14 protein-coding genes are annotated in these 21,428 nt (G+C 70.9%); 8 read left to right on the forward strand and 6 right to left on the reverse strand.

All coding sequences use genetic code 11. From position 1 onward, the window contains the following. Positions 1 to 31: 31 nt before the first annotated feature. A complete protein-coding gene (locus tag DKM19_RS06515) occupies positions 32 to 2,311 on the forward strand; it encodes an ABC transporter permease (protein ID WP_110694931.1) in 2,280 nt (759 codons plus the stop codon). Positions 2,312 to 2,486: 175 nt separating this feature from the next. Here the strand turns inward: DKM19_RS06515 and treS are convergent, their stop codons facing one another. Together treS and DKM19_RS06525 are read right to left on the reverse strand one after the other, a co-directional pair. Next, on the reverse strand, positions 2,487 to 4,178 hold the full coding sequence (treS, locus tag DKM19_RS06520) for a maltose alpha-D-glucosyltransferase (protein WP_089211413.1): 1,692 nt from the start codon (positions 4,176 to 4,178) through the stop codon (positions 2,487 to 2,489). 618 nt (positions 4,179 to 4,796) lie between these two features. After that, positions 4,797 to 6,455 (reverse strand): asparagine synthetase B family protein, encoded by a 1,659-nt coding sequence (locus tag DKM19_RS06525; RefSeq protein ID WP_110694932.1) that lies wholly within the window; start codon positions 6,453 to 6,455, stop codon positions 4,797 to 4,799. 71 nt (positions 6,456 to 6,526) lie between these two features. Here DKM19_RS06525 and DKM19_RS06530 point away from each other — a divergent pair, with 71 nt between their 5' ends. The 7 genes from DKM19_RS06530 (at position 6,527) to DKM19_RS06560 (ending at position 15,300) form a co-directional block, all read left to right on the forward strand. Next, positions 6,527 to 8,431, forward strand: a complete 1,905-nt coding sequence (locus tag DKM19_RS06530; RefSeq protein WP_110694933.1) for a glycosyltransferase — start codon at positions 6,527 to 6,529, stop codon at positions 8,429 to 8,431. Between the two features lie 10 nt (positions 8,432 to 8,441). Further along, complete coding sequence (locus DKM19_RS06535; protein WP_110694934.1) at positions 8,442 to 9,143, forward strand: DALR anticodon-binding domain-containing protein; 702 nt, start codon at positions 8,442 to 8,444, stop codon at positions 9,141 to 9,143. A gap of 46 nt (positions 9,144 to 9,189) precedes the next feature. Next, complete coding sequence (locus DKM19_RS06540) at positions 9,190 to 10,002, forward strand: neutral zinc metallopeptidase (RefSeq protein ID WP_110694935.1); 813 nt, start codon at positions 9,190 to 9,192, stop codon at positions 10,000 to 10,002. Positions 10,003 to 10,142: 140 nt separating this feature from the next. Continuing rightward, positions 10,143 to 11,525, forward strand: coding sequence for a diaminopimelate decarboxylase (gene lysA, locus DKM19_RS06545; RefSeq protein ID WP_110694936.1), 1,383 nt, complete (start codon positions 10,143 to 10,145; stop codon positions 11,523 to 11,525). Between the two features lie 61 nt (positions 11,526 to 11,586). Then, the gene (locus DKM19_RS06550) at positions 11,587 to 12,879 is read left to right on the forward strand and encodes a homoserine dehydrogenase (protein WP_110694937.1); all 1,293 of its coding nucleotides are present in this window, start codon (positions 11,587 to 11,589) and stop codon (positions 12,877 to 12,879) included. A gap of 244 nt (positions 12,880 to 13,123) precedes the next feature. Next, a complete protein-coding gene (locus DKM19_RS06555; protein WP_110694938.1) occupies positions 13,124 to 14,488 on the forward strand; it encodes a hypothetical protein in 1,365 nt (454 codons plus the stop codon). After that, entirely contained in the window at positions 14,485 to 15,300 is an 816-nt protein-coding gene (locus DKM19_RS06560; protein WP_110694939.1) for a polysaccharide deacetylase family protein, read from the forward strand. Before DKM19_RS06555 ends, DKM19_RS06560 begins: the two co-directional genes overlap by 4 nt. A 175-nt stretch (positions 15,301 to 15,475) precedes the next feature. Here DKM19_RS06560 and DKM19_RS06565 read toward each other — a convergent pair whose 3' ends face one another. The 4 genes from DKM19_RS06565 to DKM19_RS06580 are packed head-to-tail and all read right to left on the reverse strand — an operon-like array spanning position 15,476 to position 21,424. Then, positions 15,476 to 17,332, reverse strand: coding sequence for a glycosyltransferase family 2 protein (locus tag DKM19_RS06565; protein WP_110694940.1), 1,857 nt, complete (start codon positions 17,330 to 17,332; stop codon positions 15,476 to 15,478). Next, complete coding sequence (locus DKM19_RS06570; RefSeq protein ID WP_110694941.1) at positions 17,329 to 19,251, reverse strand: glycosyltransferase family 2 protein; 1,923 nt, start codon at positions 19,249 to 19,251, stop codon at positions 17,329 to 17,331. The genes DKM19_RS06565 and DKM19_RS06570 overlap by 4 nt, the downstream gene beginning before the upstream one ends. Continuing rightward, complete coding sequence (locus DKM19_RS06575; RefSeq protein WP_110694942.1) at positions 19,251 to 20,963, reverse strand: glycosyltransferase; 1,713 nt, start codon at positions 20,961 to 20,963, stop codon at positions 19,251 to 19,253. The genes DKM19_RS06570 and DKM19_RS06575 overlap by 1 nt, the downstream gene beginning before the upstream one ends. After that, positions 20,960 to 21,424 (reverse strand): hypothetical protein, encoded by a 465-nt coding sequence (locus DKM19_RS06580; protein WP_110694943.1) that lies wholly within the window; start codon positions 21,422 to 21,424, stop codon positions 20,960 to 20,962. The genes DKM19_RS06575 and DKM19_RS06580 overlap by 4 nt, the downstream gene beginning before the upstream one ends. Positions 21,425 to 21,428: the final 4 nt, after the last annotated feature.

Raw genomic sequence — 21,428 nt, forward strand, 5'->3', positions numbered from 1 at the left:
GGCTTCACCCGCGCGGGACGGGTCCGCTGAGATGAGCACCGTCCGGGCGTCCGTCAGATGGATCCGGGCCGACCTCAGGGCGCGGCGGGTGCAGGCACTGCTGACGCTGCTGGCCGTGGCGGGGATCGTCACGGCACTGATCACCTCCGCGACCCTGCTGGAAGACGGGACCAACCCGTGGCGGGGACTGTTCACGGAGTCCAGGGGCGCGCACGTGTGGATCCACACCAAGGACGCCCCGGACGTGGCCGCGCTGTCGCGGCTTCCGGGCGTGGTCCAGGTGGCGGGACCGTACCGGACGGCGCCCGTGACGCTCACGCTGGACGGCAAGAAGTCACCCGTGGCGCTGCGGGAGATGTCCCCCACTCCCCCCTCGGTGGCCACGCCGATGATCCGCGAGGGACGGTGGCTGCGCGCGGGCGACACCGAGGGCGTGATCGTCGAGCGGTCCTTCGCCACGGCGCTCAACCTGAAGGTGGGCGGTCCCTTCACCGTCACCGCGCTCAACGGCGCCTCCCACCCGCTCATCGTGGTCGGCCTGGCCGACACCGCCGACCAGGGCTTCTACCCCGAGTGGACGCCGGGCCTGGCCTGGACCCTGCCCGAGGTCCTGGCCAGGGTCGAGCCCGCCCTGGGCCGCAGCGAGTCGGTCACCGGGCTGCGCCTCGCCGACGGCGAGGCCACGCTGCCGGTCGTCCACGGCGCCGTCACCCTGCTGGACGAGGAGATCCAGCGGATGTCCACCTGGCGCGAGGTCCGCGCCTCCATGGAACTGGACAACCGCCTGCTCGGCCTGCTGCTGGCGCTGTTCGGCGTCACCGGGCTCGTCGCCGCCGCGCTCGCCATCGCCAACGCGGTGGGCGGGCGGGTGCTCGCCCAGACCCGCGACATCGCCACCCTCAAGTCCCTCGGCTACACCCGGAGCCAGGTCTTCGGCGTGCTCATGGCCGAGCACGGCGCGCTCGGACTGCTGGGCATCGCCATCGGTCTCGTCTGCGGCCAGCTCATCGCCTCGCTGACCCTGCACGGCACGCCGATCCTGCCGCTCTCCCCGATCCCGCTGCTCGCGATCACCGGTGGCACCGCCGCGGTGGTCCTGGTCGCGGTGGCCCTGCCCGCCTGGCGCGGCGGCCTCACCCCGCCCATCCCCGCGGCCACCGCGGGGCCGCCCCGGGGCCACCTGTCGCGGATGGCCAGGATCGCCCTCCTGGTACGGCTGCCGCCCGCCCTCGTCCTGGGCACCCGCGACGCCTTCACCAGGCGCGTCCCCGCGTTCCTGAGCATCTTCGGCCTCGCGGTCCCGATGATGATGATCACCATCGGCCTCGGCTGCTGGGCCACCCTGGACGACTTCCTGAACCACCCCGAACGGGTCGGCCAGGCGGCGGCGCTCATCGTCCGCCCGGACAAGCTCCCCGCCGAGGACGCCGCCCGGATCGCCAGGGCCGATCCTCAGGTGCTGGCCGTCTACCCGGGCAGCGAGGTGTCGGCCCTGGAGCCGGAGCAGACCAGGAGCGTGCTGGCCCGCGCGCTGGGCACGTCGGCCGACCCGTACCCCTTCTCGGTCGTGGAGGGGCGGATGTTCACGGCCAGGGGTGAGGCCGTCGCGGGACAGGGGCTGCTCGACCTGCTGGGCGTCAAGATCGGCGATCGGGTCCGCATGACGGTCGGCGGCACACCGCTGATCGTGCACCTCGTCGGCCGGGTGGTGGAGCCCGACCAGGACGGTGAGGTGCTCTCCTTCGGCATGGACAGTCTCGCCGCCAAGGACGCGGTGCCGCCGCAGTTCTACAGCCTGGTGCTCAGGCCGGGCGCCGACCCCGCCACGGTCCGGGCCCGGCTGCTGGCCGCCTCGGGCGAGGCCCTGGAGGTGAACCGGGTGGTCAACCCGGCCGAGCGGCTCGCGATCATCCGTGTGGTGATCGTGGCGTTGATCGCCGTGCTCTCGCTGCTGGGCCTGGCCAACCTGCTCACGGCGAGCGCCCTCGGCCTGCGTGATCACGCCTTCGACCTCGCGGTGCTCAAGGCGATGGGCCTCACCCCCCGGCAGGTGGCCGCGACCCTGGTCACCGGTACGGGCCTGCTCGCGGTGCTGGGCGTGGTCGCGGGCACCGCGGCCGGGGCCTCGCTGGTCGGCGGCCTCATCGACCTGCAGGGCTACACCAGCGGCGTCGGCGCGGGCATCGGCCGCACGCCCTCGACTCTGACGCTCGTCTCCGCGGCGGCGATCGCGGTGGGGGCCGCCCTGCTGGTGGCGTTGATCCCGGCCAGCAGGGCGGCTCGCGCCCAGGTGCCGGCGGGCATCAGATAGATCCCGCGCTCGCCGGCGGAGTGGTCGGGAGCGTCTTGGAACGACGAGAAACGGTACGGCCAGGCCGTACCGTTCCCTGTCGGATCTCGTTCGGAGCCGAAACCGAGCCGCCCCGCTCACACCGGGGCGGCTCGGGAAAATCTGCCCGGAGCGGGCCGGGTCCCGTTTTTTCCGGTCAGTCCACGTGCTTGAGGGAGAACCAGTAGAAGCCGTGACCCGGCAGGGTCAGCAGGTACGGCAGGGTGCCCACGCGGGGGAACGGCACCCCGCCCCTGGCCTCGATGGGCGTCATGTCCATGAAGCGGCGCAGGTCCAGCTCCACCGGCTGCGGATACTTCGACATGTTGTTGACGCACAGCATGATGTCGTCCCCCTCCTCGCGGATGTAGGTCAACACCGCCGGGTTGCTGGACCACAGCTCGCTGTAGGCGCCGGTGCCGAAGACCGGGTGGTTACGGCGGATCGCCAGCATGTTCCTGGTGAAGTGGAGCAGCGACGCCGGGTTCTTCCGCTGCGCCTCCACGTTGACCGCCTGGAAGCCGTAGATCGGGTCCATGACGGCGGGGAGGTAGAGGCGGCCGGGGTCGGCCTGGGAGAAGCCGGCGTTGCGGTCGGGGCTCCACTGCATCGGGGTGCGGACCGCGTCGCGGTCCTCCAGCCAGATGTTGTCGCCCATGCCGATCTCGTCGCCGTAGTACATGACCGGCGAGCCGGGCAGCGACAGGAGCAGGGCGGTGAACAGTTCGATCTGGTCGCGGTGGTTCTCGAGCAGCGGGGCCAGGCGACGCCGGATGCCGAGGTAGGCCCGCATGCGCGGGTCCTTGGCGTACTCGGCGTGCATGTAGTCGCGCTCCTCTTCGGTGACCGTCTCCAGGGTCAGCTCGTCGTGGTTGCGCAGGAAGATGCCCCACTGGGCGGTCTCCGGGAGCTTCGGCGTCCGCGACATGATCTCGGAGATCGGCTCGCGGCTGCCTCGCCGTACCGCCATGAAGATGCGCGGCATAAGCGGGAAGTGGAAGGCCATGTGGCACTCGTCGCCGCCGACCGAGGGGTCGCCGAAATACTCCACCACGTCCTCGGGCCAGCCGTTGGCCTCGGCCAGCAGGACCCGGTCCGGGTAGAGGCGGTCCACCTCGCTCCGGACCTTCCTCAGGTAGGCGTGGGTCTCCGGCAGACCGGAGCAGGCGGTGCCCTCACGCTCGAAGAGGTACGGCACGGCGTCCAGGCGGAAGCCGTCGATGCCCAGGTCCAGCCAGAACCGCAGAACCTCCAGCATGGCCTCCTGGACCGCCGGGTTGTCGTAGTTCAGGTCCGGCTGGTGGTGGAAGAAGCGGTGCCAGTAGTACTGCTTGCGGACCGGGTCGTAGGTCCAGTTGGACTCCTCGGCGCCGATGAAGATGATCGGTGCGTCGGGGTACCCGGTCGGGTCGTCGGACCAGACGTAGAAGTCCCCGTAGGGACCCTCGGGGTCGTGCCGCGAGGCCTGGAACCAGGGATGCTTGTCACTCGTGTGGTTCATCACCAGGTCGGTGACGATGCGCAGGCCGCGCTGGTGCGCCGACTCGATCAGCTGCACGAAGTCTCCGAGATCCCCGAAGTCCGGCAGGATCTTCATGTAGTCGGAGATGTCGTAGCCGCCGTCACGCAGCGGCGATTCGTACAGGGGCAGCAGCCACAGGCAGTCGACGCCGAGCCACTGGACGTAGTCCAGCTTCTCGATCAGACCGCGCAGGTCTCCGGTGCCGTCGCCGTTGGAGTCCTTGAACCCTCGGACCAGCACCTCATAGAAGACCGCACGCTTGTACCACTGGGGGTCCGCCGAGACGAAGTCCTCGGGAACGGATTCGGGAAGGGGGGATGCGTTCATCGTGTTCTCGCTCACGGTGATAAAGGGCAGGACGAAGTCACCGGATGTCCCGGCTGATGAAATTTGGTGACCGCGCCTGGGGGAGCCGTCATCCCTACGAGCTCCGTGCCCCTCGGCCGGACCGAATTTGTAATTCGGTGCCATCCGTTGTGGCGCTTTCTGGGCCGAACACTACCAGCCGCATGACATCTTCGAAGCCTGCGTAACGGGCTTAAACGCCCCGGCGACACGGAATATCCAGCCTGCCGCGCCATCTCCGCGTAATCGCCTTGATACTTACCGTTCTTTTCTGTGAAACACGCCACGCGCCGTGGCGATGACCTTGGGCGATACCCGAAGACCCGTCCGGCGCCCGTGTCTTCCGGAGCGCCGGTGAATACGGGCTTCGGCGACACCCGAGCCCCGTTCCACCCCACGGCGCGCGCCCGTCCGGGCCCCGCGTCGCGGATTCCCGGCACCCGGTTTTTTCCGTACGGCGCGCGAAGGTAAAGCTTTTGCCCCGCCGGGCGGCGCGGCCCTTCCGAAGGCCGGGGACGGCCCCGAGGGAGAGGTCGGAGCGGGCATGAGGGGCAAGCCGGAGCGGGCGGTGAGGAAGAGGAAGGGGCCGTGAGGGAGGGATCAGAGCCAGGGAGGGGTGAGCTCGGGGAGGCGGTCCTCGTAGTCGCCCAGCCAGGCTCCGAACAGCACCAGGCTCCGTACCCAGAACCGGTCGTTCCAGCCGTTGAACCGCGCCAGGGCGTCGGGGCCCTCGGCGATCACCACGTGGAGCTGATCCGACAGCAGCGAGGGCACGGCGGCCGCGACGCGGGTCAGCATCCGGTGGCCGTACTCCCTGGCGGGAGCGGCGGTCGAGCGGAGCGGCACCCTCTGAAGCGGCTGCTTGACCACGTTGGTGGAGGGCAGCGCGGCGACGCGAGGGTTGGCCGCGTGCAGGATCTCCCGGTAGAACCGCCCCTTGTCCTTGCGGGCCACGCCCACCGAGAGCGCCGCGTCGAAGAAGTCCGGATGGATGAACGGCGCCGCGAACGAGACCTCGGGGCCGACCAGGTTGACCGGGGAGCGGGCGATGCCCCGGGCCGTGCGGGTGTGCAGGACCGACAGCGGCAGCTCGGCCCGGTGACCGTTGAACATGGAGGTCGACTGGGTGAAGGCGTCCTCGACGCTGTCGGTGATCCAGGCGGAGGCCCGCTCGGACAGGAACGGCGCGGACGGGGCGCCCAGCGTCAGGGAGCCGAGCAGCGCGGCCTTCCGCTCCGCCTGCGAGGAGGCCTCCAGCGCCGCCCCGCTGATCATGAAGTTCTTCAGCAGCGGTCCCCCGGCCAGCCCGTCGACCAGGGTCCGCCCGGCCTTGTGCACCTCACGGGAGAACGGGGTGTACCAGGCGTGGTGCGGGGTGAGGAACTCCAGTCGCCGGGCCACGTCCAGCGCGTCGTCGGGATAGGCGGAGGCGTCCTGAGTGATCACGCGGTGCCGTACGCCCAGCTCGCGGGTTATCGCGCGGGCGAAGGTGATGTCGGTGTCGGTGCCGTCGTCCGGGCTCGTCGTCCACGACTCCACGTCGGCGCCCCGCGCCACCGCGACCGAGCAGAGCAGCCGCGAGTCGTAGCCGCCGCTGACCGGCACGAGCAGCGGCCGCCCGTCGAACTCCTTGTAGACCTCGTGCAGGATCTCCAGGATCTCCCCGGCGGTCCGGCCCGCCTCGTACGGCTCCTCGCGCAGCCACCGGGGCAGCCTGCGCTCGGTCGAGATCCGGCCCGTCGCCCGGTCGAAGATCAGCGCGCTTGATCCGCCCATCCTCTTGACCTGCGCGTACGGGGTGTCGTCGCGGAGAGGGAAGGTCAGCTGGATGATCGAGGCCCAGGCGTCCCAGTTGATCTCGTACGGCCGGCGCGCGAGGGACAGCAGGGGTTCCAGCAGGGAGGAGAAATAGACCGCCCCGCCCCGGAACAGGTAGTAGACGTCCACGAGGCCGAGCCCGCCGGCGTGCAGCGTGACCCGCTTCCCGTCGTCGATCAGGCCGGGCGTCTCGAAGTTCTCCGCCACGCCGATCCACGGTGCCGCCTCGGTGGGGACGCGCTCACCCCAGGCGAACGCGCAGGTCAGCGCGTCCCGCTGATAGGGCGGCAGCGGAGAGGAACTGCACAGCGACGCCCCCGCCGCACGAAGCGCGGGCGTGACGCGCGGTCCGGCCCTCCGCAGCGTCTCCAGGACGGCCTCGTCAAGGTGGCCGATGCCGCCGCAGACGTACGGCCTCACATTGAACGTCGGCCACTGCACCGTGCTGACTCCTCTGTGTCGAGATTGTCCAAAGGGTATCCTTTCGCCCGGCTTAGAAAACGGAGGACGACGTGGCGAGCGAGCAACTCGAGAGCACACGGCAGGCGTTACGGGAGGCCATGGCCCATGCGGAGCGGGCTGCCGAACTGGCTCGACTGCTCGACGAGGCGCAGGCGAGGACCGCCGACGCGGAGCGGGCGGCCGATGAGCTGCGTACGGTGAGGGATCGGCTGAGCGAGACGGAGGAGCGGCTCGAGGCCGCGAACGCGATCGAGGAGAAACTCCACAGGGATCTGGCGGAGCAGCGCTACCAGGCCGAGGTGGCGAAGTGGAAGCTGTCCTCGGTGCAGGTGGCCCGCTGGTCCCGCATCGGTGACGCGCTCAAGACGGGCAAGAGCAATCCGGTACGGCTGGCGCGCGGACTGCGCGGAGCCGCCAAGCCCGCCAAACGCCCGATCGCCCCCGAACGCCAGCCCGTCCCGCGCAGGAGCGGCGACAAGCCGGTCCCCGGCGTCTCCTTCCAGGCCACGACCTCGACCAGGACCGTCGGCGGCAAATCGGTCAAGCTCAAGCCCTTCCGCGTCCCGACCGGCCCGAACACCCGCCCGCACCTGACGGTGGCCGTCGTCGCCGAGCCCCACGCCGAGGCGCTGCTGCGCTACGAGTGGCGGCAGACCATCGGCTTCACGCCCCGGGACTTCGCCCGGGTGCTGGCCGGGGAGGTCCCGCACCTGCTGCTGGTCGAGTCGGTGACCGAGGGGCCGTGGGCCGAGGAGCTGAGCCGTCCGGGCGAGGGTCTGCGCGGGCTGCTGTCCTGGTGCGCGGAGCGGGGCATCCGCACGGTCTTCTGGCACACCAAGGGGGAGCCGGACCGTTTTGTGGCCGCCGCCAGGCTGTTCGAGCACATCGTCACCGCGCTGCCCAGGTCGGTGGGGCCGTGGAGCGCGATCCTCGCCGCCCAGGAGCCGGAGCAAGGGCGCAGGGCTCCCTCGCTGGGGATCCTGCCCTTCGCCATCCAGCCGCGCGTGCACAACCCGCTGCCGCTGGGCGGAGACCGGTTCGACCGGGTGCTCACCCTGCAGGAGCTGCTCCCCGAGCACCTGACGTATCCGGACGTGCTCACCTCCTATCGCTGGCCGGTGGCGGTGGACTGCCCGCCCGGCACCGAGTCCTGGCTGATGGCCGAGCTGGCCGCCTGCGGCACGCTGATCGGTACCGCGCCCGACGACCGCCGGGCCCACGTGGCGCTGCGCCAGGCCTACACCTCGGGCACGATGACCCAGAAGGTCGACGACCTTCTCGACGCGATCGGCCTGCCCAGCGGCCGGGCCACCCTGAACATCTCGGTGATCATGATCGACCGGGGCGACCTCGACCACACCCTGGCCCAGGTGGCGCCGCAGAAGGGCGTCGTCCAGCTGGTGCTCCTCACGGACGCCCCGGACGCCGAGAAGCGGGCCCGCGCCGCGATGCCCGACAGGGTGGACGTCGTGGTCCGCCGTACCGACCCCGGCCTCACCATCGGCGGCATGCTGAACCACGCCCTCGATCTGTGCCAGGGCGACCTGGTGGCCGTCATGGACGCCCAGGACGTCTACAGCCAGCACTATCTGACCGATCTCAGCAGGGCCTTCCTGTTCACCACCGCCGACATCGTCGGCAAGGCCGCCTACCACGCCCATCTGCGCGACGTCACCGCGACCGTGCTGCGCCAGCCCGCGGCCGAGTACTCCTACCTTCCCGAGATCGCCGGAGCCACCCTGCTGGCCCGCCGTACGGTCCTGCGCGGCCTCGGGTTCGCCGACGTCTCCGAGGGCTGGGCCGAGGTGCTGATGCGCCAGTGCCGCACGGACGGGGTCAAGGTCTTCTCCGCCGACCGGTTCGGCTACGTCTGCCGCCGTGATCACGACCGCGGGCTTCTCGACTCGGCGCAACTCGTCGAGTACGGCCCGGCCGACCCGCACGCCCTGATCTAGGCTGTCGGGCATGACGCCCGGCCGGCTCGGTGAGATCCTCGGCCTGCCGCCGATCCCGCAGGGGACGTGGGCCGAGGAGGCGCTCTACGTCTCCCCGGCCGCGTTGCGCCGCGGGGAGGCGCCCGGGGAGATGGCGGCGCGGCTCCGGGCGCTGCCGGGGATCGCGGATGTCCGGGTGCGGGCGGACGGGTTCCTGGAGATCGCGGTGACCGTGCCCGGGGAGCTCGTCGTGGAGCTGACCGGGACCGTTTCCCCGGACTCCCCGGCATCCACAGCACCTCCGGCATCTCCAGCGCTCCCTGACACGGCGGTGTCGCCCTGGACCGACGCTCCCGGGACGTGGAGCAACCCTGGATTTGTTGTGAAATACGCGCATGTAAGGGCGGTTGCCGTACGGCGCTGGGCGGCGGAGCTGGGGGTCGGCGGGAGGTTCCGGCCCGAGTCGCTCGACGGCCGATGGGACAGGGCGGTGCTCAGGCTGCTGGCCGAGGTGCACGGCAGGCGGGCGAGCCGGGACCCCGGATGGGCCGCCTACACCGAGCGGCTGGCCCTGGCCTACCACGACGCGTTCGAGCGGGCCGCGGTGCTGCCGATGGGAGACGAGGAGCCGTCGCCGCTCCACACCGCCCGGGTGGAGCTGGCGCGGGCCGTACGGGCCGTACTGGCCGAAGGTCTGGCGGCGCTGGGCGAGACGGCGCCCGACAGACTGTGATAGACCCTGCCAGAATGGCCCTCCCGAAACGAACCTTGGAGAACGGGTGAACGGCGCGCGGGACTGGGAGGCACGGGAGCCGCGCCGGCCCGGAGTGATCCGGCGGGTGCTGCCGACCGCGCTGGCCTTTGTGATCATCATCGGCGGAATGGCCTATCTCGGCGGTGACCTCCAGGAACTGCTCGGAACCGCGCCGGGTTCGCCGCGGTCGGCGGCGGCCACGAATCGCGTCTACGAGGAGACCGGCCCGGTCGACGCCCGCTGCGACACCCTGCCGGAGGACGTCAACGCCGACCCCGCGACCTCGCTGAGGGCGCTCTCGAAGTGCCTGGACCGGATGTGGGCCGCCACGCTGGCGCAGGCGGACCTCGACTACGAGCGGCCGCGGGAGGTGCGGCTGGTCGCCAGCCGGGACAAGGCCGCGTGCGGGATCGAGGACTACGACTGGGCGGGGATCTACTGTCCCCAGGGGCGCGTGGTCAACGTGCTGATCGAGGACTGGCACACCTTCCCGATGATGTTCACGCTCGCGCACGAGTACGCCCACCACATCCAGGAGATCAGCGGGATCGCCGACCAGCGGGGCTCCGAGGTCTTCGACGACGCATGGTCCCGGCGGCTCGAACTGCAGGCCGACTGCCTGGCCGCGGTGACGCTGCGGACCTCCTGGCCGAACCCGCTGGAGAACTTCCGGAGGATGGCCAGGGGCGACTCCGGCACGGCGGGCGAGTTGGAGGACGGCTACCTGCAGTCGCACGGTTCGGGTGCCAGCAGCGCCGCGTGGATGCTCCGCGGCGGGCAGGCGGGCACCATGGCGTCGTGCAATACCTGGGGTGCTCCCGCCGACCAGGTGTCCTAACGGTCAAATCATCACAAAACACAAAAATATATGGCTTAAGCACTCAATTGCGTAAAAAGTCCACGATTTTGGGGCTGATAGCGTCTCGATAGATGGGCACTCGTCCCACGGGGATCACCGGGTCCTATAGCCTCGATCGGGTGAGTCGATTCGCCCATCCTGCCGGTGACCGGCATGCCGAAGTGTTGCCCGAGGACCGCCCTCCGCACACACCTGCCGACCTGAACACACTCGACCCGACGATCTGGCCCCGAACGTCGAACCGCGCCGACGGCTCGATCACGGTCGGCGGCGTGGATGTCAGAGATCTGGTCGAAGCACACGGCACCCCGCTCTACGTGGTGGACGAGGAAGACTTCCGTTCCCGGTGCCGCGACTACAGAAGCGCGTTCGCCGGCGGTGAGGTCCACTACGCCGGCAAGGCGTTCCTGTGCCGCGAGGTCGCTCGCTGGATCATGCAGGAGGACCTCGGCCTCGACGTGTGCAGCGCGGGCGAGCTCGCCGTCGCGCTGAGCGTCGGATTCCCGCCCGAGCGGATCACCCTGCACGGCAACAACAAGTCGCTCGCCGAGCTGGAGAAGGCCATCGAGGCCGGGGTCGGGCACATCGTGGCCGACTCCTTCGAGGAGATCGCCCGCCTGGGCTTCCTCGCGGACAAGCACGGCAAGCGCCCCCAGATCATGATCCGGGTGACCGTGGGCGTGGAGGCGCACACCCACGAGTTCATCGCCACCGCCCACGACGACCAGAAGTTCGGCTTCTCGCTGAGCAGCGGCGCCGCGGCGGAGGCCGCCCGGCGGATTCTCGCACTGCCCCAGCTGGAGCTCGTGGGCCTGCACTCCCACATCGGCTCCCAGATCACCGACACCGCGGGCTTCGAGGTGGCCGCGCGCCGCCTGGCCACGCTTCTGGTGCAGATCAAGGAGGAGCACGGCGTCGTCCTGCCGGAGCTCGACCTCGGCGGCGGCTACGGCATCCCCTACGTCGACGGCGACACCGCGCTCGACGTCAAGGAGATCGCCGACAGCCTGCGGGAGATCGTCTCCAAGGTGACGAAGGCCGCGGGTCTGCCGGTGCCCAAGCTCACCGTCGAGCCCGGCCGCGCCATCGCCGGACTCGCCGGAATGACGCTCTACGAGGTCGGCACGATCAAGGACGTCGAAGGCCTGCGCACCTACGTCAGCGTCGACGGCGGCATGAGCGACAACATCCGCACGGCGCTCTACGGCGCCGAGTACACCGCGCGCCTGGCCTCCCGCGAGAGCACCTCGGGGCCGATGCTCTCGCGCCTGGTCGGCAAGCACTGCGAGAGCGGTGACATGGTGATCCGCGACCTGTGGCTTCCGCAGGATCTGGCCACCGGCGACCTGATCGCCGTCGCGGGCACCGGCGCCTACTGCCGTTCGCTCGCCAACAACTACAACTATCTCCCCAAGCCCGCCGTCGTCGCGGTCAAGGACGGGGGGGCCCGCGTGATCGTTCGCCGGGAGACCGAGGACGACCTGCTGAGAGGGCAGCTGTGAAACGACCTCAGACGGTGAGCGGCCGAGTGAGCGAAGCGAACGGGCAGGAGAGTGTGACCGAATGACACTTAAAGTCGCGCTTCTGGGATGCGGCGTCGTGGGCTCCCAGGTGGTCAGGCTGATGCACGAGCAGGCCGACGACCTCGCCGCGCGCATCGGGACCCCGCTGGAACTCGCCGGTGTGGCCGTGCGGCGGCTGGGCCGCAGGCGCGACACCGACGTGGACCCCGCCCTGCTCACCACCGACGCCGAGGCCCTGGTCACCCGCGACGACGTGGACATCGTCGTCGAGGTGATCGGCGGCATCGAGCCCGCCAGATCGCTCATCCTGGCCGCCATGAACAGCGGCAAGTCGGTCGTCACGGCCAATAAGGCGCTGCTCGCCGAGGACGGCGCGGCCGTTCACGGCGCGGCCAGGGCCAACAACGCGGACCTGTACTTCGAGGCGGCCGTCGCGGGCGCGATCCCGCTGATCCGCCCGCTGCGCGAGTCCATGGCCGGAGACCGCGTGCACCGCGTGCTCGGCATCGTCAACGGCACCACCAACTACATCCTCGACAAGATGGACTCCAGCGGGGCCTCGTTCTCCGACGCGCTGGAGGAGGCCCAGGCGCTGGGCTACGCCGAGGCCGACCCCACGGCGGACGTGGAGGGTTTCGACGCCGCGGCCAAGGCCGCGATCCTCGCCGGAATCGCGTTCCACAGCCGGGTGACGGCCGCCGACGTGCACCGCGAGGGCATCACCGAGATCACCGCGACGGACGTGGCCAGCGCCAAGGCGATGGGCTACGTCATCAAGCTGCTGGCGATCTGCGCCCGCTCCGAGGACGGCCGCTCCTTCGGCGTCCGGGTGCACCCGGCCATGATTCCCAGGACGCACCCGCTGGCCGGGGTCCGCGAGGCCTACAACGCGGTCTTCGTCGAGGCCGAGTCCGCGGGACAGCTGATGTTCTACGGCGCGGGCGCCGGCGGCGCTCCGACGGCGAGCGCGGTGCTGGGCGACATCGTGGCCGTGGCCCGCAACCTGCTGGCCGGGGCGCGCGGTCCCGCGGAGTCCACCTACGCCGACCTGGTCGTGCACCCGATGGGCGAGACCGTCACGCGGTATCACGTCTCCCTGGACGTCGCCGACAAGCCGGGTGTGCTCGCCCGGGTCGCCGACATGTTCGCCAAGCAGGACGTGTCCATCCAGACCGTCCTCCAGGAGGGGCACGGCGACGATGCCCAGCTCGTGCTGGTCACCCACCGGGCCACCGACGCCGCTCTCTCCGCGACGCTCGAGGGTCTGCGCGAGCTCGACATCGTCCGGGACGTGGTGAGCGTCATGCGGGTCGAGGGCGAGGGCGCCTCCTAGAAGTTCTCCCGGCCCTCCCCGTCCGCTCGGGGGAGGGCCATCCGCGGGACATGTGGCCGTGTAAGCGCCCTCCGTCCGCGCGAATCCGGCCGATGACATCCATGCCCAGATGCTTGGTAACAAGTTATTTGAGCAGTGCTATGGGCATATATGGTGATTAATGCCTATGTCCCTGATGCGTCGTCTATCGGATCGCCCCGTTGTTCTCCTCGGGGCGATTTGTTGCGTTTACGTCGGGCTCCAGTTGGCGATTCTGCCCAACGGCATGCCCCTCGAATGGGACGAGGCGGTCTACACCAGTCAGGTCGCCCCCGGCGTACCCGACGCCGTCTTCAGCGCTCCTCGCGCCCGGGGAATCACCTGGCTGGTCGCCCCGGTGGCCTATTTCACCAGGGATCCCGCCCTCATTCGCGGCTGGATGATCTTACTGTCCGGCCTCGGGCTCTTCCTGGCCTTCCTCCCCTGGGCCTTCCTGCTCAGCAGGCGGGTGCTGCTGCTCTCCGCCGCCCTGTTCGGCGGCCTGTGGGTCACCCTGCTGTACGGCGCGCAGGTCATGCCCAACCTCTACGTCGCCTTCGGCGCCGCCGCCACCGCGGGCTGCCTGCTGCTGGTGCTCCGGGGCGGCCCCGCCCGCGCCTCCCTGAGCCTCGGCGGCCTCGGCGTCTCCGCCGCGGCGGTGGCCGCGCTGCGTCCCAGCGACGCCCTCTGGCTCGCCCTGCCGCTGGCCGTCGCCAGCCTGCTGCGCCGCCGGATCCGGCCCGTCGTGGTGCTCTCCGCCGGCGTGGCGGCGGGGTTCGCCCCGTGGATCGCCGAGTCCTTCGTCTCCTTCGGAGGCCCGCTGGCGCGCTGGAGGGCGGCCGGTGAGGTCCAGGGCGGGCTCTCCCTGGCGCCTGGGTTCCTCCACGAGTTCAAGACGGCCAACGGACCCCTGTTCTGCCGCCCCTGCACCATCCCGCTGGAGAATCCGCAGTGGGCGATCTGGTGGCTGCTCCTGCCGTTGCTCGCGATCGGCGGGATCGTCGTCTCCCGCAGGGCCGCCCCCGCGACGGTGGCCGCGATCACGGGGTTCAGCGTGGCGGTGCCGTATCTGGTGATGGTCGACTACGGCGCTCCGCGCTTCCTGCTCCCGGCCTACATCCTGCTGGTGATCCCCGCGGCCGAGTGCCTGCTCTGGCTGGCCGGGCGGGCCCGTGTCCGGTATCGCTGGGTGCCGGCGGTCCTGGTGACGGGCGTCCTGCTGGCCCACACCGCCGTCCAGGCGGACGTCCTGGTCGATCTCGCCTACCAGCAGGACAGGCAGCGCGGCTATAACGCCGACGTGGTCAGGGACATGGGCAAGCTGGGCGTACGGCCGCCGTGCACAATGGTGGACCAGTTCGTCGATCCCGCGATGACCTTCGTCTCCCGCTGCGACACGCTCAACCTCTCCGACCACGGCAAGTCCCTCTCCGCCCAGATGGCGCAGGCCGAGCCTGGGCGGGTCTTCGCGCTCCTGACCAAAGGAGACCCGCCTCCCGAGGTGGCGGGCTGGGAGCGGCACGTACTGCGCGAACGCGACACGGAACCCCTCTGGGTCGCCTACATCTTTCGAAAGGACGACTTACGGTGAGGATCGCTCATTGGGCGGCAGCCCTGCTGGTCGCGCTGATCGCCGTGCCGGCGATGTCGGCCATGCCGGCACAGGCCTCCTCGGAGGCGACCGCGAAGCCGAAGAAGGTCAGCACGGTCGTCTCGCTCACCTTCGACGACGGGGACGTCACCCATCTGGCCGTGGCACGCATGCTGGAGAAGCGGAAGATGCGTGGAACGTTTTACATCAACACCGAGACCATCGGGGATGAGCTCAAGCTGACCCGCGCCCAGGTCGCCTCGATCGCCAAGGGGGGTCACGAGATCGGCGGCCACACGCTGACCCACGTCAGGCTCTCCGAACTCCTGCCGAGCGAGCAGCGCGTGCAGATCTGCGACGACCGCCGGACGCTGGCGGCGTGGGGCTACCGGGCCACGACCCTCGCGTATCCGTTCGGCGCGGAGGACGCCGACGCCAAGAAGGTGGCCCGCCAGTGCGGCTACGACGTGGCGCGCACGGTCGGCGGGCTCAAGGAGTGGGGATGCCCTCGCTGCCCGGCCGCCGAGGTCTCCCGCCCGAAGGACCGCTACGGAATCCGGACCCCGGGCTCGGTCCGTGACGACACCTCGCTGCGCGAGATCAAGCAGCAGGTCCTCGACGCGGAGAAGACCGGCGGGATCCTCCCCCTGGTGTTCCACCGGGTCTGCGCCGGCTGCGGCGTCTACTCGGTGCCCCCCAAGATCCTGGACGAGTTCCTCGGCTGGCTGGCCACCCGCAAGTCTCACGGCACGGTGGTCAAGACCATGCACGACGCGCTCGGAGCCAAGTACAGGCCCCTGCCGAGCCAATGACCCCGGCCTCCTCGCGTGTCCCTCCGTCACGATGATCGCGGCGGAGGGACGGGGGAGCGACGGTACTCGCGGGAACGGCGGTGTCTTCGGGACGGCGGCACCGCAGGGCACCTGAGAACGCCTGAGGACACGGCAGCCGGAGAGGCCGCCCCCGGTCAAGGGACGCGAGGCCGGGCTAGGTGGAGTCCCGTACCAGTTTCCGCAGGCGGCGGGTGGCGCGGCCGAGGAACGAGCGTTTCTGCGCGTTGCGCAGGGCCACGGCCTCCAGCCGGCGCTGTTCGGCCTTCTCCCGCCATCTGGAGGTGTCGCGCTGGCTCCTGGCCACCGAGGCGCGCAGCTCCTTGAGCTCGGCCCTGAGCGCCGCGACCTGCCGCTGGGCCCGTTCGGTCTCCCGCTTGCGGGACTCGGCCTCCGCGCGCCAGCGCACGGCCTCGCGGTTGCGGTTGGAGGCCCAGGCCGGGTAGGCCCGCGCCGCCGGCCGGAACTTCCACGACTCGGCGTCCAGCCAGGTCGCGCCGTAGAGGTCGGCGATCACGTCGTCCAGGGACTCGTCGTCGCGGGCGAAGCGCATCGCGCGGGCGACGGCGGCCGTCCGTTCCAGGCGGGCGGTCACGACCCCCGACTCGTTCTCCTCCAGCGCCACGAGAAGCAGGCCCTCGTCGTCCTTCTCCGCCTGCTCGACCAGCAGGGCCAGCGACTCGGCGCCGGGAACCCACCCGGCCGGGCAGGTGAGGCGGAACGGCGCGGGGGCCGACGTCGGGGGAACCTCCTCGGCGAAGGAGACACGGCTGTCGTGGGCGTACTGCCCCTGGACCAGCCGCAGGTCCAGCAGCGGATCGTCCAGCGGCGCCCGGCGCCCGCCGGTCAGTGACGACCACGGGCCGACCACCGTGACCCGCAGGTCGGGCAGGGTGCTCGCCAGCGCTCCGTCCACGCTCGCCCGGACGTCCTCGAAGGCGGCGCCGAGGGCGTCGACCACGACCTCGACGTAGGGGACCAGCCACTGGCGGCCCGGGTCCGAGCGCAGGTGCCGCCGGTAGGGCACGCGGTCGGCGATGAAGGGATCGTTGTGCCGCCGGACGTCCTTGGCCCTCCTCATCGCCGTCGTCGTGCCCAGGTGCCAGCTCAGCGCGCCGGTCTCCGGGACGAACACCGCGCCCGTCTGGGTGAGCCGGTAACCGAGCTCGGTGTCCTCACCGAGCGTCAGGGACGGGTCGGTCCCTCCCACGGCCCGGAACAGCGCCGCGGGCAGCGATACGGTCGCGCCCACGTGGACACGGTGGAGGAGCGCGCTGGGCGCGTCGCGGAAGCCGCGGTGTCCGGCGACGAGCTCGTCGATCCAGTCGTGCCCGTGGTCGGGGTCGGCCTCGAAGAGGGAGGCGGCCCTGTCCTTGGCGACGGCGATCTGGACCTCGGAGGGGGTGGGCGGGGTCCCGGCCATGGCGGTGAAGCGCAGCGTGCCCATGACCACCAGGTAGTCGGCGAGGTGGTGCCAGCGCATGTGCGCCTCGACGTGGTCCCGGTAGGAGACGATGTCGGAGTCCATCCGGTGGATCACCTCGCCGTCCGCGACGGCCGTGCCGGACTCCAGGGCCCAGGCGATGCCCCAGCCGCCGGGGGCGCCGCCGATGATCCGGGTGCGTTCCGGGGCGATCTCGGGAAGGCGGAGCGGGGGCGCGCTGCCGTCGTCCACGACGATCACTTCGAGAAGGTGCGCGGGGTAGGTCTGGGCGGCGAGGGCGGCCAGCGTGAGGTCGAGCTTCTCCTGGTTCTGCCTGGCGGGGATCACCACGCTCACCGACATGCGCGGCTCCCACGCGCCGAGGGCGGGCGGATCGAGCACGCCGTAGTCGTTGCCGGGGATCCGCGGTGCGTTCACGCCGGTGTGACCGGTACCCGTGTCGTGGTGGCCGGGAGCCGGTGGTGGGCTCACACCGAGGTGGCCGGGGTGTGGTGGCGCGCTCATGCCGGGGTGGCGGGGAATCGGCGGTGTGCCCACGCCGTGATGGCCGAGGGGCGACGGTGTGTTCACGCCGTCTCCACCGGGAGCTCCATGAGGGCGTTGGGCCGGAAACCGCGCCACTGGCGTCTGTTGCGCCGCAGGAAGGTGCCGATCGGCTCGCGCCAGGTGTGGTTGGCGGCGTTGCCGCGACGCAGGATGTAACCCAGACCGTGGGTGCGGTAGATCTGCCCTCCGGCGGCCTGTACGGCGTGCTGGAACTGGGCGTCGATCGTGCCCGGCATCGGCCTGAAACCGCCTATGGCCTCGAAGGTGGAGCGTTCGGCGAAGATGGTTCCCCCGGCGATGAAGTTGGTGATCTGCTCGGTGACCTGCTCGCGGTGGACGGTCACCCCGATCGACGCCAGATAGACGAACTCCGGGACCATGCCCACGACCTCGGCCCCCGAGTACGAATGAGCCAGGAGCAGGTCAGACAGGAAGTCCGGCCCGTACCAGTCGTCGTCGTCCACCTTGACGAGGAACGTTCCCGAGGCCCTGGCGGCGGCCTCGTTCAGCACGGTCCCGAACACGGTCTCCCTGCTCGCCTCGAACACGGTCACCGGCCGGTCGAAGGAGGCCAGTGCCGCCACCACGTCGGGATGCCCCGAGGGGATCCCGTGCAGGGTGAGGATCATCTCGAACTCGGCGCCGCGCTGCCTGGCCATCTGTTCCAGCGCGAAGCGCACCATCTCCGGGCGGCGGGTGGTGAGCAGTACGGAGATCAGCGGTGTGGGCGCGGCGGGGGCGCCGAGCTGCTCCCAGCGTGCGCGGACGCCGTGGGTGCGCAACGCCTCGCGCCGGAGCCGGATGCTGTGCTCCTCGCGTTCCAGATCGTCCGCCAGGCCGGGCTCGCCGACCGAGGTCAGCAGCCTGTCCAGTTCCGGCCCGAGAGCTCCCGCCCATCTCGGCACGGCGTCGGAGATCAGGGGCACACCGGCCGCCGCCAGCCCGGTGACGACCCGGAGCGCGGCCACGGGGCCGCTGTGGCTCCGCCGCCAGTCCACGCGGACCCCCCGGACTCGCCTGATCCGGTTCACGTCCACGTCGGTGACGCACCCGGAGGTGGCGAAACGGACGAGCGTCTCGCCGTCACAGGTGATCGCCCAGCGGCCGGATTCGACCGAAAGGTCGGCCATGCCGAGGGAGGGTACGGTGAGGAAGCCCATCGGGTTGACCGAGCGGTCGTCGACGGGCGGGATGGTCCGGGGCTCGGAGAGGTCGCCGAAGGAGGTCTCCAGGATCTTGGCCCCGCCGGGACGGCCGAGCTGCTCCCAGCTCATCAGCTCGGCGACCGGACGATCCGTCGGGATCTCGTCGCCGGCCCAGGGGTCCGGATCCTGACCGGTGACGCGCAGGACCAGGTCGCTGCCGCGCGCGCCGAACCGTTCGGGGACCGGGCCGATCGCGCCGGCCGGGGCCGCGTTCGGGTCGCCGGGACGCCAGTGGGCCGCTCCGGGACCGGACAGGCCGGCCACGGGCGCCGCGACGACGTCCAGCCGGTGCGCGGCGAACGCCCTGGCGGTCGCGGCGAGGGTCCGGCCGGCGGGCGTGGGCTTGGAGAACCTCGCGTGCACCACCCACGACGGCCGTTTCGGCTGGTGCACGCGTAGCTCGGTCAGCGCCCGCCAGCGATGGGCCGGGGTGGGGGACAGGACCGGCGCGGTGTACCACGGCGGAGTCTCCTCCACGGCGACGACGACCCGCGACGCCAGGGGGAGCAGGGACTGCAGGGACGCGGCCCTGCGGAGGTCGGTCGGCGTCCGGGCGAGCACCAGGATCTCGGCGGCGCTCCCGTCCGGCCGCGGGGCATCGTCGAGGTCCCCGTCGAGGTCCACCACCTCGTACGGTTCCAGCTCGGTGAACGTCTCGAAGCCGGCGTGGTAGACGAGGACGCGCTGCTTGCCGTTACGCTCCACGGCGGCGCGGACAAGGTCGATCAGAAGAGACATCAGCCGGTTTTCCCCTGGCCTATGGCCGTCGCGATGATCTCTCGCAGAGGGCCGCGCGGCCGCTTGCCCTCCAGTTGCCCGATCTCCGCCCGGAGGCGCTCGGCCTCGGCTCGAAGATCCTTGACCTCGCCCTCCAGCCGTTTCGCCTCGCGCCGCCACCGCGCCGATTCGGCCCGCCACTTCGCGGGATCCCCGGTGACGGGCTCGGCCTTCCCCGCGGTCGTGAGGCCGAACTGGTCCGCACCCGCCCAGAACGAGCCGAACAGTTCGTGCACCACGTTGTCGGTGGCGTCGGTGGCGTCGGTGGCGTCGGTGGTGAGGGCGTCGGCACCGTGGCCGCCGGCGATCAGCAGGGCCGCCCTGGCGAAGGCGGCCGTGCGTTCGAGCCTGATCGCCCTGACTCCCTCGACTCCCTCGTCGAGCACCACGCTCAGCAGGCCGTACTCCTCGCGCTCGGCGAGTTTCACCAGTTCCGCCAGGCTGTCCGCACCGAGAACCCACCCGGCGGGGCAGGTGAGGCGGAACGGCGCGGGGGCCGAGCTCCGGGGCGCCTCCTCGGCGAAGGAGACGCGGGGCTCGTGGGCGTAGAGGTTGTGCGTCAGGCGCATGTCGAGCAGCGGCTCGTCCAGGGAGGAGCGACGCCCGCCGGTGAGTGCCGACCAGGGGCCGACGACGGTGACGGCGACGTCGACGACGGTTCCGGCGAGCGCGGCGTCCACGGTTGCCCGGACGTCCTCGTAGGAGGCGTCGCGGGCGTCGACGACGACGTGGACGTAGGGCACCAGCCAGTGCCTGCGCGGGTGGGAGCGCAGCCAGCGCAGGTCGGGGATGAGGTCGGGCAGCACCGACCAGTTGTGCCGGTGCACCTCCTTCTCCCGGCGCATCACCGTGGACGTGCCGAGATGCCAGCTGCGGGCCTGCGGATCGGGGATGAAGACCGCCCCCGCCTGCGCGAGGCGGAAGCCGAGGTCGGTGTCCTCACCCATGTTCAGGGTGGTGTTCACCCCGCCCACCGACCGCAGGAGCGCGGTGGAGACCGAGGTGGTGGCGCCGGAGTGGAGCCGGTAGGCCCCCGCGCCCGCGTCCCGCAGCCACCGGGTCTCCTCCAACACGCCCGCTCTCCATGCGTGCGGAGCCGAGGTCTCGAACAGCTTCTCCGCGTCGCCGGCCTCGACGGCCGAGAAGACCTCCTGCGCGGAGGGCCCCGCCTCGTCGGGGGTGAAGCGGACATCGCCGAGAACGACGGTGTAGGAGGCGAGATGGTGCCAGCGCATGTGCGCCTCGAGGTGCTCCCGGTCGAGGATCATGTCGGAGTCGATCCAGTGCAGGACGTCGCCGCCCGCCGTCGCCGCGCCGGTCTGGCGGGCCCAGCCCCGCCCCCAGCGGCCGTCGGGCACCCGGACGATCCTGGTGTTCACCGGGGCGAGCTCGGGGATTCGCAGCGGCGGATCGCTGCCGTCGTCGGCGACGACCACCTCGGTCAGATGCGAGGGATAGCTCTGCGCGGCCAGGCAGGCGAGCGTGCGGTCCAGTGCCTCCTGGCAGTCGTACGCCGGGATCACCACGCTGACCGTCAGCCGCGGCTCCCCGTCGCCGAGATCGTGCGGCCATAGCGATCCGTAGTCGTTGTGCCTGATCCGGGCGTCGGCAACGGCGTCACGACCCTCCCGGGGGAGATGAGGGGCAGGGGCGCCGGGGGGAGCCTCCGTCATGCCTTCCCCTCTGCTTCGGCCCTGGCCTCGACCGCTTCCAGACGCGGCAGCAGCTCGTGGACCATCTCCTCCATCTCCTGACGCTGGGGCAGGGAGGTGAGCCGGTCCTCTCCGAGGGAGATCAGGATCGCCTGCAGATCCTCGTCGCGTTTGAGCTCGCGGCTTCTGAGCAACTCGACGATCTCGTCGAGCCGCCGGTCGAGCCGCGCTGTCACCGCCTTGACATCGGCCAGCTCGGTTTCGTACCGCTTGACTCGGTTGTCAATGCGCATGGCCTTGCCGTCGACCCTGCGGACGCTCATGACCGTCAGAACCTGGCAGGCGAGCACTACCGCGATCGCGCCGAGCACGACGGCCGCCGTCGCCGAGATGACATCCGTGCCCGTGAGCAGCGTCAACGCGATCAGCGCACAGAGGCCGATGCTTGCCGCCAGGAGTGTCAGTTTTCGGGGCGTGGGCATCCGC

Source organism: Streptosporangium sp. 'caverna' (genome assembly GCF_003203775.1).
GTDB classification, from domain to species: Bacteria; Actinomycetota; Actinomycetes; order Streptosporangiales; family Streptosporangiaceae; genus Streptosporangium; species Streptosporangium subroseum.

Excerpts from the sequence above, each read along its gene's own strand:
- treS (WP_089211413.1), bottom strand. The coding sequence starts at position 4,178 with ATGAACGCATCCCCCCTTCCCGAATCCGTTCCCGAGGACTTCGTCTCG.
- DKM19_RS06550 (WP_110694937.1), top strand. The coding sequence starts at position 11,587 with ATGACACTTAAAGTCGCGCTTCTGGGATGCGGCGTCGTGGGCTCCCAG.
- DKM19_RS06535 (WP_110694934.1), top strand. The coding sequence starts at position 8,442 with ATGACGCCCGGCCGGCTCGGTGAGATCCTCGGCCTGCCGCCGATCCCG.
- DKM19_RS06570 (WP_110694941.1), bottom strand. The coding sequence starts at position 19,251 with ATGTCTCTTCTGATCGACCTTGTCCGCGCCGCCGTGGAGCGTAACGGC.
- DKM19_RS06515 (WP_110694931.1), top strand. The coding sequence starts at position 32 with ATGAGCACCGTCCGGGCGTCCGTCAGATGGATCCGGGCCGACCTCAGG.
- DKM19_RS06580 (WP_110694943.1), bottom strand. The coding sequence starts at position 21,424 with ATGCCCACGCCCCGAAAACTGACACTCCTGGCGGCAAGCATCGGCCTC.
- DKM19_RS06575 (WP_110694942.1), bottom strand. The coding sequence starts at position 20,963 with ATGACGGAGGCTCCCCCCGGCGCCCCTGCCCCTCATCTCCCCCGGGAG.